The following is an 18537-nucleotide window of genomic DNA, read 5'->3' as shown; positions in this document are numbered from 1 at the left end:
AGTTACTCTTCTTTGAACCAACTCGAATACATCACATAATTATTAGAGATACGTTCAATTTCGCCAGCAAAATCAGACTGATCAATATCTTTAACTTTTTTTGCCGGAACCCCAGCCCAAATAGAGCCCGAAGTTACAACTGTGTTTTGAGTAATCACAGCCCCTGCAGCTACAATAGAGTTACTTTCTACAATACAATTATCCATAACTATAGCTCCCATACCTATTAAAACGTTATCGTGTAGGGTACAACCGTGCACAATAGCATTATGCCCTATAGAAACATTATTCCCTATAATTGTGGGGTGCTTTTTATAAGTGCAATGAATAACGGCACCATCTTGAATATTTACCTTATCTCCTATAGTAATAAAATTTACATCACCCCTAATTACAGCATTAAACCAAACACTACAATTTTTTCCAAATTTTACATCGCCTACAATGGTTGCATTTTCTGCAACGTAGCAATCTTCAGGTATAGCAGGCGTTTTTCCTAGAACCGATTTTATGATCATAAAAAAATTAGTTTATGGCTGGACAATTACATGAATATTTAGCTGGCTTACAAAATAAATCAATCCCTAAGGTAATTTGATGATAACCACCGTTATCAAATTGCACAGCTCCCGAAAGTTGAGAATAGGTATAAGCAAACATAAACTTATTAACATTCACCCCTACAATTGGGGTAATATATTGTAATTTTTGGGTACCAATAACACCGTTATTATTAAACTGTGCACCCTCTAAACTACGTCTGTACGAAAGACCACCCCACACACGTCCAAAATCAATGTTTTTATAAACTTTCAAATTAAAGTCCATTGATTTTTCTTTTGTTATTTCTACCATTTGAAACAAAACAGATGGTTCCCAAAGCAACCCTTTTGGATTACCAAAATTATATCCTGCACTGATTAAATATTTTCTAAGATTATCGCTTTCATATTCACTGTAAACAGTTCTTCTGGTTTCTAAAGCATTTTTAACAGTCGCGTGTGCATAAAAATCGAGAAAATTATATGACAAACCAATGTCAGTATTAAAATAAGCCTCTTTAAGGATCACAGTTCCATCTACAGAAGGATCACTTTGTCCTGGCTCTAAAAAAGAGGTTTGGTCCAGTTGACTTTGAATAAAACCCGCACTAATACCAAAAGACAGTTGATTAAGATCTACTTCATCCCTAGAAAACATCAAATGATAAGCATAAGTAAGTTTCACACCTTTTTGAGAATGAAATCCATTTTTATCATTAAAAACAATAATACCAGCACCAGCATTATCACTTATTCTACCATTAAAACTCAGTGTTTGTAAAGCTGGAGCATCTTCTTGATCAAACCATTGTTTACGGGCAGTAAGTCTTATTTTGGAACAATTTGCAGCTCCTGCCATAGAAGGATGTAGAAGGTAATAATTATCAGATAGATAATCGGAATAAACGGGAATTCCCTCTTGAGCAAAAGAATATTGGCAAAAGAAAAAAACAAGTAAAACAGTAAGTTTTTGATACATCGAAAATAATTTAATTCACCAAATGAATTCACTGGCTATAATTGCGTAAAATCAAATCTTGAAACCATAAACTAGATAACAAAAGTTAATTTCTTCTTTAAAAAATCAAATATAGGTATTCATAGAAAATAACTTTAGTAAATTTGTAAAAATTTCAAAAATCATGAGCAAAATCACCATAAAAAAAACGCAAAATCCAACTATATTAAAATTTGAATTTGAAGATTTTATTACACAAAATGAAAATTTTGAGTTTAAGAATATCGACGAAGCAAAAGAATCGCCATTGGCTCAAAAATTATTTTATTTACCCTTTGTAAAAACCGTGTATATATCTGGTAATTTTATTGCAATCGAAAGATTTAGCATTGTAGAATGGGATGATGTCAAGGACGCAGTTGCAGAGCAGATTGAACAATTTATAATAGACGGAGGCGTAATTGTAACTAAAAGTGAAACTACTACAAAAAAGCAACCAGTTAATGTTTATGGAGAAACTACTCCAAATCCAGCTGCATTAAAATTTGTAGTTAGTAAAATGTTGACCAAAAATGCTGTAGAATTTAAAAATATAGATCAAACTAGTGCTTCACCTTTAGCAAAGGAATTATTTAAATTTCCTTACGTAAAAGAGATTTTTATTGATGAAAATTATATTTCAATTACAAAATATGATATCAATGAATGGCAAGAAATCACATTAGATCTGAGAAGTTTTATTAAACAATATATAGAAAACGGGGGTATTGTACTAGATGAAAGCTACATTGCAAGCACTACTGAAACCGAAACTATCAAGGCGCAAGAGTTTGATAATTTAGACACCACGTCGCAACAAATTATTAATATTTTAGAAGAATATGTAAAACCAGCTGTTCAGGCTGATGGAGGTAATATAGCTTTTGACTCGTACAATGAGGAGGAAAAACTGGTAAAAGTTATTTTACAAGGAGCTTGTAGTGGTTGTCCATCATCAACTTTTACTTTAAAAAGCGGTATCGAAAACATGTTAAAAAGCATGCTAAATGACGAAAGTATCAAAGTAGAAGCCGTTAATGCATAAGTACTTTTACTTTTGTTTGGCATTGATTAAATCCTAAAGTATTATATACTTTATTTATTTTAAAAAGCGTTTCTATCGAAGCGCTTTTTTGTGTTTAGTAGAGAATAGAAAGTAATAGCACGATTCAAATTTACATTCCAATTAAAATATAAAGGGCTGGTTATTCCCAAAATCAAGATCCCACAAAACGAGTAAAATCAATACTTTTGACAAATAACATACATTTCACAACTGATTTTCAATAAATTATTAATAATAGGTTAAACTATAATTGAAAAAAAATCACTAACATTGTAGGACTAATCAAATAAAAAATACCATGGGACTAACCTCTTTTTTTAAAAATTTATTTGGCTCTGCCAAAGAAACAACGACTGAATTGGCCAATAAAGCCGAAGCAACACTAGAACAAGCAAAAGCAAATGCCGCACCTTATCTAGACAAAGCCGAAGATTTTATTGAAGATAAACTGGAGCAAGCCAAAGAAGCTGCAGCTCCTTACCTTGAAAAAGCAGAAAACTTTGCCGAAGAAACCATTGATAAAGTTAAAGTACACGCAGCGCCTATTATGGATAAGGCAGAGGAGTTTGCTGGACAAGCAAAAGAAAAAGTAGCTGAATTTGCTGATAAAGCCGAAGAAACTTTAGAAAACCTTACGGATACTGTAAAAGAAAAATTGAATCACACTAGCGATGCAATTGCTGACGGCACCGAAGATGCAAAAAAGGCAATTGAAACTACAGCTGAGAAAACTGTAGCTTTAGCTGACGACGGAAAAGAAATTGCTACAACAGAAATAAAAGAAGTTGTAAATAAAATCGAAGAAGACGCAGATTAATTTAATAAAAAATAAAATAATTGTATTTTTGACCTACAAATCCAACCTTCTCCTATTGAGAAGGTTTTTTATTTTACAATTATGAATCTAGACCCAAATCAAATCACTAGCTACGCTAACACTTTTGCGCAAGTATTAATTGATTATTCTCCAAAATTAATTTCGGCATTTATCATCCTAATCGCTGGATTGTACATCATCCGATTAATCAATCGATTTATTAGGACCTTAATGGTCAAGAGAGATCTAGACCCTACCCTAACTCGGTTTTTAGCTGATATTTTACTTTGGGTTTTACGAGTAATTTTGTTTGTATCGTTTATCTCTAAATTAGGGATTGAAACATCCTCTTTTGTTGCAATTTTAGGAGCCATGGGACTTGCCGTGGGACTGTCATTACAAGGATCTCTTTCAAATTTTGCTGGCGGAATGTTAATAATTCTATTTAAGCCCTTTCGTGTAAACGACACAATAGAAGCACAAGGTGTAACAGGAACTGTAAGTGAAATACAAATTTTTGTTACCAAATTAATTACAGGTAACAATCAAACTATTTTTGTTCCTAACGGCGCTTTATCAAATGGGAATATCATTAACTATTCTATGGAAAAAATTAGAAGAGCCGATTTGACTATTGCAATATCCTATGACACCAATATTAAAATTGCGAAAGACATCATAACTAAAGTTTTGGAAAACAACCCTAAGGTTTTAAAAACACCAGAAGCCGAAGTTGCTGTCAAAATATTAACAGACAATGCAATTCAACTAGCTGTTAAACCATGGGCAACAAATGAAGATTTTGGAAATGTATGTGCAGAAACGCTTCAAGGATGCAAAGAAGCCTTTGATATTGCCGGAATTACTATGCAACCTTTTGTTAAAGAGTCTTCGTTTACATCAAACACTGCAACCTAAAACTAGTGAGCATAATTTACTTTTTTTTAGGAGCAGTTATCATAAAGTCTTTTAAATAATAGGGTTCAAAATAAGCGACATCAACAATGTCGTTTATTTTGAATTTTTCAAAACTAAGAAAACTCATTTCGTTAGCCGAAGGAAAAACTAAAGTTTCAAGAAAAAAATGATTGCTTTTATTGAGTACGCTCTTGCATTTTACAGCACAGTCTCCCACAAAATACAAATCATCTTGAAGCTCATTAAATGAATTCTCATCTATTATTTGGGCCTGAACTTCACGCTTTTTTTCAAGTTTTGAATCAAAAATTGCACTGTATACTTCCATTCTTCGGGCATCAATCATCGGAATAATTAAACCCTTATTAATTTTAGCTTGTGCCGCAAGAGTTTCCAGCGTATCTATAGCTATTAGTGGAATATCTAATGCAAAACACAATCCTTTTGCAGCTGATACGCCTATACGCAAACCCGTATAAGAACCTGGACCTTGACTAACTGCAACGGCATCTAAATCTTTGAGATTATAACCTGATTCTTTAAAAATTTCTTCTATAAAAACATGTAGTCGCTCTGCATGTGAATATCCTTCTTCTGCAATTTCTTTACAAAGGATTGTTACTCCATCTTTAGCTAATGAAACAGAGCAATTCTTAGTGGCGGTTTCAATGTTTAGTATATAACTCAATTTGGTTTTTGTTTAAATTAAAAATCACAATCACAAAATTAGATTTTATGATTGTGATTTCAAAATGGTACGTGTAATAGATTACTTCTTGTCCTTGTCCTTTTTATCTTTATCTGTAGCAATTGCCACTTTATCTCCTGAGTTTAGTTCTTTTGTAACTGTGGCATAAGGCCCTGTAATAATTACATCTCCTTTTTTCAAGCCAGTCAGGATTTCAATATTAGTATCATCTTGAATACCAGTTTTTATAATTCTAATTTTTGCTTTATCCCCTACTTTAACAAAAACACACTCAAATTTCTTGTCGCTTTTAGGGGCAGCATCTTTTTGATCCTCACTTGTATCCTCAACTTTTATTTCTTTTACGGCTGCAGTATCTGATTTTACTACTACCGCACTAATAGGAACAGCAAGTACATTGCTTCTAGTTTCAGTAATAATATCTACGGTAGCCGTCATACCTGGTCTAAAAGGAGAGTACGTATTTGGTTTCCCTTCTAATAAATCTTCGTATGATTCTTTCAATATTCTTACTTTAACTTTAAAATTAGTTACCTGATCTGCTGTCAAAGCTGAACTTGCTGAATTTGAGATACTTGTAACAACACCTTTGAATTGTTTTTTTAGATATGCATCTACTTCAACATTAGCTTCATCTCCAACTTTAATTTTTACAATGTCATTCTCATTAACATCTACTTCAACCTCCATATTATTCAAGTTGGCCACTCTCAAAATTTCGGTTCCTGTCATTTGTTGTGTACCTAAAACACGCTCTCCTAATTCTACATTCAACATAGAAATAGTTCCGTCAGCAGGCGCATAAATAGTTGTACGTCCAAGATTATCTTTGGCTTCATTTACTGTTGCAGAGGCGCTTTGAACGTTGTAATAAGCTGATTGTTTTGAAGCTTTTGCAACTTCAAACGAAGCAATAGCCTTGTCCCAATCCGACTTTGAAATGATTCCTTTATCAAACAATGTTTTGTTTCTATCGTAATTTGCTTTTGATTCTTTGAAAGAAGCATCTGCTTGACTCAAACTCGCTTTAGTTCCGGATAAGTTAGAAACAGATCTATTGTATCCTGAGGTATATAAATCTGGATTTATTTTTACTAATAAGTCCCCTTTTTTCACTACTTGACCTTCTTTTACATTTAAGGCTATGATTTCTCCCGAAACTTCAGAGGATATTTTAACTTCAATTTCTGGTTGAATTTTTCCAGTAGCAGATACCGTTTCAATTATTGTAGATGGACTCACTTGTGCTGTTTCAACCTCGGTTCCCACGTCTTTTTTACCTATAACACCTGATTTAGAAAGAACAATTAAACCAGCAATAATTACTACTGCACCACCTATTAAGATATAAACTGTTTTTTTTGACATAATAATTAGTTTTTGATAAGAGGAATTCCAAAATAGAATTCTAATATTTTAATTTTAAAGATATAATCGTATTTGGTTCTCAATACTTCAGATTGTGCATTAGTAAGCAATGTTTGGGCTTGATTGTAATCAAATGAGTTCATTAACCCAACATTATAACGTTCTTTAGCATAATCAACCGCTCCTTGTCTAGCCTCAACAGCAATTACAGCAGATTCGTATGATTTTAAGGCGCCTTTAGCATCTGTAAATGCAGTAAAAACATTTCTTTGCAAATCCAAATCTTGTTGTTCTACGGCAATTTTCGATCGTTCTAAACTCACTTTGGAACGCTCTACATTGTTTCTAACAGAAAACCCATTAAATATTGGTATTGATAATTGTGCTCCAAAAGACTGTCCTTTATTATCGCTAAACTGATTGAAAAATGGGGCTGCATTTCGGGTACCAGTTATATTTCCCATGTTATTAAAAACAGGAACATTAGCATATGAAACCCTACTATTAAAACTGTAGAAACCCTGTAAAGTAGGCTGAAAAGCTCCTTTTGCAATGTCCACATTTTTTTGGGCAATCTCTAAGTTAGTTCGAGCAATTTTTAATTCTGTTCTGCCTTCTATCGCTTTATTATAAATAGCACTTGGAGTTTGAGCCATAATATTATTCTCATCTCTCATATTAGTGTCATCTACAACATCAAAATTTTCAAAATCTTTAAGCTGTAGCAACTGCGCTAAACTTAATTTTGAAATCAATAAAGCATTATCAGCAACTATAACATTCTGATTATTCTGAGCAACGGTCGCTTTGATATCTAATAAATCACCACGAGGAATAGATCCAGCTTTAACCAATTCTTCTGAACGTGCATATTGCTTTTCATTGATTCCCAATTGTTCCTTCTGTACTTTTAAATTTTCTTTATTAAAAAGAACCTGCAAAAAAGCATTGGCAACATTCAAAGCGATATCTTCCTGCATTTTTAACAATTGATACTTTGCAGCCACTATGGAAAGATTGGCTTTACGAAGCGTGTTCTGATTTTGCAATCCTTTATAAATATCAATACCTACATTAGCACCAGCTGAAGTAAACTGGGTTGTTTGATTTCTCAATAAACCAGTGGTAATATCCTGATTCAAACCAATGTTCCAAGAGTGAGAAGCACTGGCATTCAATGAGGGTAAAAAATTACCAATAGCACCTCTCTTATCAATCAATGCCGTTTTAGTATCTAGAGCGGATTGTTTAATTGAGATGTTGTTTTGAATGGCGTAGTTCACACATTCTTGCAATGTCCACTTTTTGGCTTGTCCCTGAACAGACAATCCTACAAGAACAATGAATAAACTAAAAAAACTCTTTTTTTTCATATTTTTTTAAATAATTGTCTGACTTATGGGGTCAAACACATTTAACTTAGTTTAATTACAATCTCTGAAACTCCAAAGTATAGCCTTTCATAATCAATAATTAAACAATAAGACTTTCGTTCGTAGCATTTGTTACAAAAAATCATAAAAAAAGAATTGTTTTACTAATTTTGTTTTCTAAAATAAAATAAATGTACGCATTCTATCGAATCATTTTCGTTTTTACAGCTATAATTTCATGTGGATCTTGCGCTACTACAAACAAGATAAATGCTTTAAAACCCGAGCCAGATGATGCTGTACCATTGGTTTATGAAAACAATCCTTCTTTTATTAATCTTCCTATTTCGGTCAAGTTAAAAGATATCGAGAATCAGACTAATCAAATATTAACAGGATTGATCTATGAGGACAACACAATTGAGGACGATGACATTGAAATGAAAGTTTGGAAACAAGCCCCAATAACAATTACATCTGAAAAAGGAGAAAAAATAAAAACAATTCTTCCTTTAAAAGCTGTAATAAAATACCGAATTGGTACCAAAAAAATGGGGATAGAGCTCTATGATACTAGAGAGTTTAATTTAGATGGCGTTGTGACTTTATCTAGTGATGTTACCTTGACAAATTGGAAACTAAACACTAAAACCGAATTAAAATCCCTTGACTGGAACGAAAGCCCAACCATGGTTGTCTTTGGTAAAAACGTACCTGTAACCTATCTAATCAATCCTGCAGTCAAAATATTTAGATCAAAAATTGAACGTAAAATTGACGAAGCCATAGGAAAATCAATGGATTTTAAACCAAATGTCTTGAGTGCATTAGAAAAAATCACCACTCCTTTTTTAATGAATGACACGTATGAAAGTTGGTTACGAATAGTTCCCTTAGAGATTTACACTACCAATGCGACATTAAAAAATGATGCCTTACTTATAGAAATGGGAATGAAGTGCAATATGGAAGCTTTTATAGGGAAACAACCTGAATCGAAGTTTAATGCCTCTAAGATTACGCTTAAACCAGTTACCAAAATTCCTAATGATATAGATGCAAACATTATTGCTATTTCATCCTATCAAGAAGCGTCTAAAATAATGACTAAAAATTTTAAAGGTCAAGAATTTGGATCGGGTTCCAAAAAAATTCAAGTACAAAACGTGGACATTTGGCACAAAAAAGGAAAAATAATTATTGCCTTAGATGTTTTAGGAAGTGTAAATGGAACTTTATATTTATCTGGCCTACCCCAATATAATGGCAAAACCAAAGAAGTTTACTTTGAGGATTTAGACTATGCCTTGGATACAAAAAACAAATTAATGCGAACCGCAAACTGGATGGCTCAAACATTGATCCTAAAAAAAATAAAACAAAGTTGCAGGTATTCTATTCAACCAAACCTTGACGAAGGCCAAAAAAGTATGTTGGGTTATCTAAAAAATTATTCACCCATGCAAGGCGTATTTGTAAATGGAAAAATGGAAGAAATAGAATTCCAAAAAATACAACTTACCAATCAAGCTATTATAGCATTTGTAAAAGTAAAAGGGAAAATAAATGTTTCTATCAATGGTTTAAAATAAACATTGACAGAAACAATAAATTACGAAGCCTTATTTTTCTTCATTTTATAAATCAAATACCCAATAATTGCAACTAGTAAATACGGAATAACCATTAGGTATACAATTCCGTCATTTACAGCGGCAGCCTGAGTAGTATTATCACCACTAGTAAGCGCAGCTCTACACATAGCACATTGCGCATTTACGCTAGCACTGCAAACAAAAGCTATAAAAAGAAACCAAAACTTACTCCCAATAGGATTAATTAACTTCATCTTTCTAACTGTAAAATTAATAACTATAATAAGGCGCAATCATCAAATAGACAATAACACCCGTTACTGCAACATAAAGCCAAATAGGGAATGTGATTTTAGAGATTTTTTTATGAGCAACAAAATCCTGCCCTATTGCTCTAACATAAGTAATCAATACCATTGGTATGATTGCTATAGACAAAATAATGTGAGTGATTAAAATCAATATGTACACAATACGTAGAAATCCAATACTAACTATTTCAGACTCTTCCAATATGCCATTATGGTTACTGTCACCAAATACAGTAGAATCACTCGTCATGTGATAAGCAACATACATCACTAAAAAAGCAAGCGATAAACCAATAGCTGTAGTCATGAAATACTGATGCCATTTTCTATTACCGTTTTTAATAGCTACTACAGCCGCTACCAATAAAACAGCCGTTAAACCGTTTGTAGTAGCATATATTGGAGGTAAAAAGGACAATGGAGCTACATCAATTCCAAAATCTTTCAGTTTAATTTTAAACAAAATAGCTACCACAACAGGAATTACTATAGATACCGCAATGATGTATTTATTGAATTTTTGTTCTAAGGAATTGTTTTTCATATCTATTCTTCTAATAAAATATTAATATCTTGTTGTAGGTTTCTCACCCCTTTTTTATCGAGTCCATCGTAATATAAAATAGGATTACCAAATTCATCATTACGACAACGGATGTTTCCGTTTTTATCAATCAATGCAAATAAACCAGAGTGTTCAAATCCTCCAGCTACTTTTTTGTTCTCACCAGCATACAAGTTAAAGCCTTTGTTAGCCAATTTAAAAATATAATCTTTCTCACCTGTTAAAAAATTCCAATTTTTAGATCGAACTCCTAACAAATCATAATGTGCCTTTAATGCCGCAGGTGTATCCGTTACAGGATCAATCGTTATAGAAGCAATACCAAAGTTAGGATTACCAAAGAATTTTTTTTCAATGAGCAACATACTTTCATTCATTTTTGGACAAATAGTAGGACAAGTTGTGAAAAAGAATTCTAAAACATATACTTTGCCCTTATACGTTTCGTTTGTAATTTTTACATTATCTTGATTTGTAAGTTCAAACTTAGGTGCAGCTCCAATTTTTAATAACTTCCCTTCCTCAGCAACTTCAGCCTTAACATTATCTAGTCTATCACCTTGGACAATTTTATCGTTTTTAACACGATCCACAATCTTAGGTATAGCATAAATACCAAATACCAAAATAATAAATGAAATACCGATGTAAGATTTATTTTTAAACATAACAATTAAATTTTTCTTGTAGCATTGTTATTTTTCTTGAGTGCAGCTCTGTATTCATATAGAATAACTTTAAAATCGTCTAACATTTCATTGCTTAATTCAGCTGGATGAAACGTATTATATCCTTCCATAACATCTTTTACTAACTTGCGCCCACGTAAATTTCTTTTTTTATCAATGATGTAAACCTTTGGAGTCCCCAACTTATCATCAAGTTTTTCCACTAACTTTAATTGAGTATAGTAGGCTGATATTTCTTCAGGAGAAGCAAAAACAAATCTCCATTGAGCAACATCTGTAAAAGCACCTAAAGCATCAACTACTTTCTTGGCATCACTTTCAGTTCCAGCAGGACACAACATTACAAACTGAACATCCTTAAATTCGTGATAACGTTGATAAATTTTTTGATTTAGATTAAAAAGATTACCTCTGTTTTTAAGTAATTCTGTACCGCAAAAGCCCAAAATAGTAACTTTCCCATTTAAAGTTAAAGGTTTACTATCTAAAGTTTTCCAAGCACCAAAATCTGCCGTATTAGGAGTAACAATAGGTAATTTAGTATAACCATTAACTCCAGAAGCAAAAAACAAATAAGCAACTATTGGTAAAATAAAGAGAACAAAAAGGACAATATTTTTTTTCATCACATTTTAAATATATAGTACAAAAATAAAAAAAGGTACGCAATGCGTACCCTTTTATTGAATTAATATCTTGTTAAAAATTCCATTTAATTGTGGAATTTTTAAAAACCTCATAAATATAATCCCCTTCAGTCAAAAAGATAAAAAGAATGTATAATATCAGAAAAATAAGTGGAAAAACAACCGCATTTCGCAATGAGCTCTTTTCACCTTCCATGTGCATGAAAGCCCAAACGATATAATATGCTTTGTAAATGGTTAGCAAATAAAATATCCAGTTAAGTAGGTTCATACCCATTAGACTATTCATGTGAAGGGCTTCTGGTTTAAAAATACCCAAAAATACTTCTAATATGGTTACAGCAGATAATATTCCGAATACTTTCCAGATTCTACCTACATTTGATGCGTGTTCGTGTGACATGATAATAATTTTTTTTAGAAATTAAACTAGATAGAAAACTGTAAATACAAATACCCAAACTAAATCTACAAAGTGCCAATATAGACCTACTTTTTCTACCATTTCGTAACTTTTTCTTTTATCATATGTACCAAGTAGTACATTGAAAAAGATAATAATGTTAATTATTACTCCAGAGAAAACGTGAAAACCGTGAAAACCAGTTATAAAAAAGAAGAAATCAGCAAATAATTTACTTCCGTATTCATTTCTAATCAAGTTAGCACCCTCTACAACATAATGTGCTTGAGAAAGTCTAGTTTCTGAATCTTTTCTAGAAAGAATTGTTTTTTGTTTGTTCGCATTGACAATCTCTGTTCTAATCAATAAATCTGGATGCGCTTTGAAACCAGCTTGTACCTCTGCAACAGAGTAAGACGGTAATTCACCTTCTTCCATGAACCATTTAGCTTTGTTTCTTTTAAGCTGTTCACGCTCTTCAGGTAAAGTCACTGCAAAATCAGCAAGCGCAACACGTTTCCCATCTTTATCAACAAACTGAAGTAAACTACCTCCTTTTGTTTCAATTGCTCCGTACTCTCCTTTGATAAAATTTTTCCACTCCCAAGCTTGAGAACCAACAAAAATAAAACCTCCAATGATGGTCAAGAACATGTACAATACCACTTTGTCTTTTTTCATTTGGTGACCAGCATCTACGGCTAAAACCATAGTTACCGACGAGAAAATCAAAATAAAAGTCATTAATGCCACATAATACATTGGCGCTGAAACTCCGTGTAAAAACGGAAAGTGAGTAAACACTTCATCAGCCAATGGCCATGTTTCAATAAATTTAAATCTAGAAAAACCATACGCCGCTAGAAATCCAGAGAACGTTAAAGCATCTGACACGATAAAAAACCACATCATTAATTTGCCATAACTTGCTCCCATTGGCTCATTGCCGCCTCCCCAAGTTTTTTCTTCACTATTTGCAGTAGTAACTGTCGCTTCCATAAAAGTTATTCGTTAAAAAGTTCCCAAATTTACGTTTTTTTCTTATTTAAAGAAATATAAAAACAAAAACAAATAAACCCACAATAAGTCTAGAAAGTGCCAGTACATTGCACCTAGTTCTATACCAAGGGTTTGAGATGAGTTGTATTTTTGTTTAAAATGATTATAAATTATAATTAAAAGCGAAATCACACCACCAGCAAGGTGAATTAGGTGCACAACCGTTACTACATATAGAAATGTAGTCGTAATTGAACTCCCGCTTCCAGTAAAATAATAACCACTTTCTACTATTTGTCCAAAACCTACAAATTGTAAAATTACAAATAAAATGCCAAGACCCAATGTTGCTAAAAGATACATTGTTGTGGCGCTATTATTATCCTTTTGTATTGCTTTTTTTGCCAAATGAAAAGTTATACTACAGCCTATAATAGCAGCAGTACTGTAATAAAATGCAACTGGCAGTTGAAAATCTTTCAACCAGTCTGCTCTTGATTTACTCACTACAAAAGCACTTGTGAGTCCCGCAAACATCATGGTCATACTTGCCATTGCGAACAAAAGGATCAATTTATAGGATCTATTTGTTCTGGATTTTTGCTCTTCAGCCGTCATTGTCATTTCCATAATTATCTTAAAAATTTATCAAATATGTATACTAACTGTAATAATGTAATATAAGAAACACTTACAAGCATAAGTGTTCTAGCTGCTTTTGCGGTTCTTAATTGATATAGCTTAACGCCATAAAACAACATCCATAATCCTAATAAGAAAACAATTCCTGCTGCGATAGGAGTTATAAACAACCTACCCGTATATCCAAAAGCTGGTAACAATGAAGCCAATATGAGCCAAATAGTATATAAAATAACTTGTAATGCTGTTCCTTTATCTTTTTTTCCCGTTGGCAACATAAAAAAACCTGCTTTTTCGTAATCTTCATACAAGAACCAACCAATAGCCCAAAAATGAGGAAATTGCCAAAAAAACTGAATTAAAAATAAGGTTCCTGCTTCGATACCAAATTCACCAGTTGCAGCAACCCAACCTAACATAAAAGGAATTGCTCCTGGAAAAGCACCTACAAAAACAGATAAAGAAGTCATCGTTTTTAATGGCGTGTAAACACTAGTGTATAAAAATATAGAGATAGCACCAAACATTGCTGTTTTTCCATTTATCGTATACAACAACACAAGTCCTACTATGGTCAACAACGCAGCTATAAATAGCGCTGTGGTTTGTGTCATTCGTCCTGCTGGAACAGGCCTACCTTTTGTACGATCCATTAAAGCATCAAGATCTTTCTCAATGATTTGATTGAAAGCATTTGAAGCACCTACCATACAATACCCGCCAATTGCCAGTTTTAATAAAACCATCCAATCTAAAGACTGAAAATCATAAATACCCAACATAAAACCCGCAACAGACGAAAAAACGACACTAACCGCTAATCGTGCTTTTGTGATTTCTCTGAAGTCTATATAAACTGATTTTAATGAAAGTGTACTTTGTGATGCGCTCAATGCTACTATTTATTTTATTTCTAAAAACTTATGCAAAAGTAGGCTATCAAAAGGGATTTGACAAAAAACAATTCACAAAAAAGTATAAAAATAAATGGATGTCTTTTAATAGTCAAAATACCAATTAAAAATATCGGTTCTAACACCTAAACTAAGCCAACTTGTGTCTTGATTTTGTGCAGTCAATATTTTTTTAGTTGGGTCAAATGTCCTGTATATATAACTCCCAAATACTTTTAAGTTAGTAGACGGATTTACTACATACCCTACTTGAAGATCCGCAATAAACACTGCTGTTTTATTCCCTTGACCTACTTTTACATCTGAATCAAAAGGTCTTTTTTCATCATAATCTTTGTAGATATTACCACCATAATTAAATCCATCTTCAGTGGTGTCAAAATCAAAACCTCTGGTTCCCATTGTAAATTTTGCGTCAGCGTAATATCGTTCTTTTCGATAACGGGCTAAAAGGATTAACTCGCTAAAATTTGCTCCCCATTGATGCCCTAAACTTTGATTGTTGTGTGCGTAGTTTGTAATTGGCATGCTATGAGAATAAACATATGGCCTAACATGATTGTATTCTAATTGTACCACTAAGTTTTCTACATCGAAAGCATTATAATACTTTGCTCCTAACTGATACCCATACTTGTTTTTCCAACTGTTATTTCGCTCTTTGACATCATTCAATGAAAATTCATCTAGGATAAACTGCCCATAAAAATTGATTTGGTTGTTCCATTTGTATTTAAAAGTTAGACCCAAAACTGCATTCCCACTTCTTGCCGAAGACGTAAACTCGACTGCTCTGTAAAAAATTAATGGATTAACAAAATTCACATCAAACCCTCTATCATTTGTATTTGTCCATACCACCGATTCAAAAAAACCTAAATTCAACTTGTTTGACACGTTCCAACTCAAATAATGATTAGCCATAAACTTAGTTGCATATGTACGTTCAAGAGTCACCTCAGGACGTACGTCTTTGAGCCACATGTAGGTATTAGTATACTTGATCTTCCAGAAATTTGTATTCAATTTAAAATATGGGTATGGACTAGCGCCATCACTTTCTAGTAACGATCTATATCCATCTCCAATGAAATTTCGGCCATAGCCTAATTGCATATCAATATGTTTGCTTGGGGTAAAAGTCAAATTAGCATCTGCCGAAGGAAAATCAAAACCTGTTGTTTTAAAATCCTTAGCAATTCCTATTCCAGGAATTATGGCGGGATTTCCTCCCGCTGGTTTTATAGAGGAAGCATAAGCGTTATAATAAGGAGCAAAACGACCTTGACTTTCAAAAACTGTGGTTGTAAAATGCAAGTTTTTACCAAGAGCTCCTCTAAAATTAAGACCTCTAGTATTTACAAAGGTATATGAATCAGAACTTTTACTAGCCTTTCCCAACTGTAAATCTACAACAGGATTAAGTGTAAACCAATATCCTTCTCCTTGAATGGCAACCATGTTCTCATTCCATAATTTTCGAGACCACCAGCTTGAAGTTTTCTTCATTAGAGACGCTTGCACTGCTTTGAGATTGTAATATTTCGATACTTCTGCATATGTAAATGGCTTTGAAGCTGTATGATTATTACTCCCCATTTGATTTAGTGCTGCATCAAATTGTGCATAATAACCATGTGAAAATGGAATATTCAATTGACTTTCTAATTCTGGATTATCGAATTTTTTATATACGATGCTATCAAGTTCTGACAAAGTTTTATCTTTTGTAATGCTGGATTTGGCTTTCGCCAAAGAAACATTTTCAGTCACAACATTGTTTACCAAAGGAACCGCAATTGTGTAGGTAAATCTAGAATAAGTGGCATTCCCATTATATGTTGCAGGCTGAATTTTAGGTATTTTACTAAAAACACGCTTGGTTTCTAAAATAAGATTCTCATCATTTGCATCTACATGAATCACTTTAAAGATTCCGTTTGAGTCTACTTCAAAAAGCACTTTTATATTCCCTTTGAAATTAGAAGAAACTAATTCTTCAGGCACATTAAAATTCAAAGTAATATAGGTTTGTACTTGGTTGTAAAAACAATTTTCTAGTTCCTTGAATTGTTTAGAATTACACTCCGCAAACACAGGAAAACGTTCAGACGTATTGACTGGACGGTTTCCATTATTAGAGTTGTCTTGTGCAGTTGCACTTACAATAGAAAATAAAAATAGCAGTGTTATTAATACTTTGTTCATCCTTAATATTTGTACAATTTAGTATCCTTTTGTGGCCTTTTGACCGTCGGAAATTATTTTAGCTCCTGAAGTCCCTATTCTTTTCACACCAAGATTTATCATTGTTACCGCCTCTTCATGAGTACGCACGCCACCAGCAGCTTTTACAGGCAAAGGTGAAGCGTTATCTAACATTATTTTTATGGTGTGTAAAGTTGCACCATTTGGCACACCTATCTCAGTCTCATAAAAACCTGTAGATGATTTTACAAAAACACGTGAAAATTGTTCTTGACTAAAAGCAGTCACCACTACATTTTTAATCAAACTAGAAATCTGAATAATCTCTTTATCTGTTAAAGCTGCCACTTCAATGATCCACTTAACCACTTTATTATGATCTAAACCAAGTTGTGTACATTCAAATATTTCTTGCTTGACAAGATCTATTTCACCATTTTTAAACGCTTTATAATTGCACACAAAATCCAAATCATCAGCTCCATTTTGAATGGCTATTTGGGCTTCTTCTAATTTATCTTCAACTGAGGATTCACCATTAGGAAAATCAATAACAGTTCCTACTTGCAAGACCGCATTAGCATCAATAATCATTTTTTTTGCTAGTGAAACCATATCTGGCCTTATCATCACTAGTTTAAAACCCTCCTCTATTGCTTCCTGAACATTTTTTTTAACAACAACTGTATTTTCTTCTGGAGTAAGACCAGCTTGTTCCGCAGTTTTTAAATAGGTTGCATCTAAATATTGCTTAATATCCATAGTCGTCTTGATTATTGATTTTACTAAACTTGTTTACAAAAATACATTTTATCTCCACACTAAGGACACTTAAAAGTTACAATTTGAAAGGGGTGCAATAAATGCTCCAGAACTCTATTTTAAAAAAAATAGAATGACTTCACTTCAAAAAAAAATCCCACTAGTGTGAGATTTTTTTTGATTCTGATGATAGTATTTTATTTGAAAAGTAAATTAGTAGTACCGCAATAGTTGCTCCAATAGTATTTGCAAAAACGTCATACATATCAGCATGGCGTGTAGCTGTAAATTTATCTTGGATAATTTCTATTAATATGCCGTACAAAACCGCACAAAAAAACGATAATGCCATTGCTTTAAAACTACTCGTATTTGAGAAGCTATTTTTAATAGAAAGGTAAAACAGAATTGTAAATATCAAATAAAAAAATGCATGTACGATTTTATCTAAATTAGAAACGCTTCCTAAGGGCACACTATTGAAGGTTGCCAAACAAAAAAAAGTTATAGTTCCTATCCAGAGTATTAGCGCCCATGGATATATTTTTTTAAGCACCTATTAATTCTTTATACGCTTCTTCTGATAGTAAAGAGTCAAAATCAGCAACATTCGCTACTTTTACTTTGATCATCCATCCAGCTCCATAAGGATCTGAGTTTACACTTTCAGGATTGCTCTCTAAGTCATCATTAAAAGCGATGATTTCGCCAGCAAGAGGAAGAAACAAATCCGAAACTGTTTTTACTGCCTCTACAGTACCAAAAACTTCATCTTTATCAAGTGTTTGATCTAAAGTTTCAACTTCTACATAAACAATGTCACCTAATTCTTTTTGAGCAAAATCAGTGATTCCTATTGTTGCGATATCGCCTTCTATACTAACCCACTCGTGGTCTTTTGTATACTTTAAATTTGCAGGTATGTTCATTTAAATTGTAATTATTTATTAGTTTTTATTTTTTTTGAATTTATTGACAAATGTAACAATCTTCTTTTCAATTACCGATTAGA

General features: G+C 32.8%; 21 protein-coding genes. 4 read left to right on the top strand and 17 right to left on the bottom strand.

All coding sequences use genetic code 11. From position 1 onward, the window contains the following. Positions 1-2 precede the first annotated feature (2 nt). Both DNC80_RS08055 and DNC80_RS08050 read right to left on the bottom strand, forming a co-directional pair. Positions 3-518 carry a gamma carbonic anhydrase family protein gene (locus DNC80_RS08055; RefSeq protein WP_144889509.1) on the bottom strand — a complete coding sequence of 172 codons (516 nt, stop codon included), beginning with the start codon at positions 516-518 and terminating at the stop codon, positions 3-5. A gap of 7 nt (positions 519-525) precedes the next feature. Next, positions 526-1521, bottom strand: a complete 996-nt coding sequence (locus DNC80_RS08050) for a type IX secretion system membrane protein PorP/SprF (protein WP_182650692.1) — start codon at positions 1519-1521, stop codon at positions 526-528. 163 nt (positions 1522-1684) lie between these two features. Between DNC80_RS08050 and DNC80_RS08045 the strand changes: the two genes are divergently transcribed. The 3 genes from DNC80_RS08045 to DNC80_RS08035 all read left to right on the top strand — a co-directional run bounded on the left by DNC80_RS08045 (position 1685) and on the right by DNC80_RS08035 (position 4340). Then, positions 1685-2584, top strand: a complete 900-nt coding sequence (locus DNC80_RS08045; protein WP_182650690.1) for a NifU family protein — start codon at positions 1685-1687, stop codon at positions 2582-2584. 319 nt (positions 2585-2903) lie between these two features. Then, positions 2904-3422: a YtxH domain-containing protein gene (locus DNC80_RS08040; protein WP_182650688.1), complete on the top strand. Its 519-nt coding sequence runs from the start codon at positions 2904-2906 to the stop codon at positions 3420-3422. A gap of 81 nt (positions 3423-3503) precedes the next feature. Then, a complete protein-coding gene (locus DNC80_RS08035) occupies positions 3504-4340 on the top strand; it encodes a mechanosensitive ion channel family protein (protein WP_182650686.1) in 837 nt (278 codons plus the stop codon). A 16-nt stretch (positions 4341-4356) separates the two neighbouring features. Here the strand turns inward: DNC80_RS08035 and tsaB are convergent, their stop codons facing one another. The 3 genes from tsaB to DNC80_RS08020 all read right to left on the bottom strand — a co-directional run bounded on the left by tsaB (position 4357) and on the right by DNC80_RS08020 (position 7790). Then, positions 4357-5028: a tRNA (adenosine(37)-N6)-threonylcarbamoyltransferase complex dimerization subunit type 1 TsaB gene (tsaB, locus tag DNC80_RS08030; protein WP_182650684.1), complete on the bottom strand. Its 672-nt coding sequence runs from the start codon at positions 5026-5028 to the stop codon at positions 4357-4359. Between the two features lie 81 nt (positions 5029-5109). Beyond that, a complete protein-coding gene (locus DNC80_RS08025; protein ID WP_182650682.1) occupies positions 5110-6417 on the bottom strand; it encodes an efflux RND transporter periplasmic adaptor subunit in 1308 nt (435 codons plus the stop codon). A gap of 5 nt (positions 6418-6422) precedes the next feature. Continuing rightward, on the bottom strand, positions 6423-7790 hold the full coding sequence (locus tag DNC80_RS08020) for a TolC family protein (RefSeq protein ID WP_182650679.1): 1368 nt from the start codon (positions 7788-7790) through the stop codon (positions 6423-6425). A 191-nt stretch (positions 7791-7981) separates the two neighbouring features. Between DNC80_RS08020 and DNC80_RS08015 the strand changes: the two genes are divergently transcribed. After that, positions 7982-9382, top strand: a complete 1401-nt coding sequence (locus DNC80_RS08015) for a DUF4403 family protein (RefSeq protein WP_182650678.1) — start codon at positions 7982-7984, stop codon at positions 9380-9382. Between the two features lie 20 nt (positions 9383-9402). Here DNC80_RS08015 and DNC80_RS08010 read toward each other — a convergent pair whose 3' ends face one another. From DNC80_RS08010 to gcvH, 12 genes are all read right to left on the bottom strand, one after another. After that, entirely contained in the window at positions 9403-9639 is a 237-nt protein-coding gene (locus DNC80_RS08010; protein WP_182650676.1) for a hypothetical protein, read from the bottom strand. A 16-nt stretch (positions 9640-9655) separates the two neighbouring features. Beyond that, positions 9656-10240: a DUF420 domain-containing protein gene (locus DNC80_RS08005; RefSeq protein WP_182650674.1), complete on the bottom strand. Its 585-nt coding sequence runs from the start codon at positions 10238-10240 to the stop codon at positions 9656-9658. Positions 10241-10242: 2 nt separating this feature from the next. Further along, a complete protein-coding gene (locus DNC80_RS08000; RefSeq protein WP_182650672.1) occupies positions 10243-10929 on the bottom strand; it encodes an SCO family protein in 687 nt (228 codons plus the stop codon). A gap of 5 nt (positions 10930-10934) precedes the next feature. Beyond that, positions 10935-11576 (bottom strand): hypothetical protein, encoded by a 642-nt coding sequence (locus tag DNC80_RS07995; RefSeq protein ID WP_182650670.1) that lies wholly within the window; start codon positions 11574-11576, stop codon positions 10935-10937. 73 nt (positions 11577-11649) lie between these two features. Continuing rightward, positions 11650-12000, bottom strand: coding sequence for a cytochrome C oxidase subunit IV family protein (locus tag DNC80_RS07990; RefSeq protein ID WP_144889532.1), 351 nt, complete (start codon positions 11998-12000; stop codon positions 11650-11652). 21 nt (positions 12001-12021) lie between these two features. Further along, complete coding sequence (locus DNC80_RS07985; protein WP_182650668.1) at positions 12022-12999, bottom strand: cytochrome c oxidase subunit 3; 978 nt, start codon at positions 12997-12999, stop codon at positions 12022-12024. A gap of 42 nt (positions 13000-13041) precedes the next feature. After that, complete coding sequence (locus DNC80_RS07980; protein WP_182650666.1) at positions 13042-13629, bottom strand: cytochrome c oxidase subunit 3; 588 nt, start codon at positions 13627-13629, stop codon at positions 13042-13044. Between the two features lie 2 nt (positions 13630-13631). Further along, entirely contained in the window at positions 13632-14534 is a 903-nt protein-coding gene (gene cyoE / locus DNC80_RS07975; protein ID WP_182650664.1) for a heme o synthase, read from the bottom strand. Positions 14535-14639: 105 nt separating this feature from the next. After that, positions 14640-16763: a gliding motility protein RemB gene (locus DNC80_RS07970; protein WP_182650662.1), complete on the bottom strand. Its 2124-nt coding sequence runs from the start codon at positions 16761-16763 to the stop codon at positions 14640-14642. An 18-nt stretch (positions 16764-16781) separates the two neighbouring features. After that, positions 16782-17525, bottom strand: coding sequence for a deoxyribose-phosphate aldolase (gene deoC, locus DNC80_RS07965; RefSeq protein ID WP_182650660.1), 744 nt, complete (start codon positions 17523-17525; stop codon positions 16782-16784). Positions 17526-17685: 160 nt separating this feature from the next. Continuing rightward, a complete protein-coding gene (locus DNC80_RS07960) occupies positions 17686-18018 on the bottom strand; it encodes a VanZ family protein (protein WP_220485214.1) in 333 nt (110 codons plus the stop codon). A gap of 55 nt (positions 18019-18073) precedes the next feature. Continuing rightward, on the bottom strand, positions 18074-18454 hold the full coding sequence (gene gcvH, locus DNC80_RS07955) for a glycine cleavage system protein GcvH (RefSeq protein WP_086452894.1): 381 nt from the start codon (positions 18452-18454) through the stop codon (positions 18074-18076). Positions 18455-18537 lie beyond the last annotated feature (83 nt).

It is taken from the genome of Flavobacterium sp. SOK18b (genome assembly GCF_014156605.1).
Classification (GTDB): domain Bacteria; phylum Bacteroidota; class Bacteroidia; order Flavobacteriales; family Flavobacteriaceae; genus Flavobacterium; species Flavobacterium tiangeerense.
Note: the sequence above shows the minus strand (reverse complement) of the source record. Positions and strands in the feature narration are given on the sequence as shown.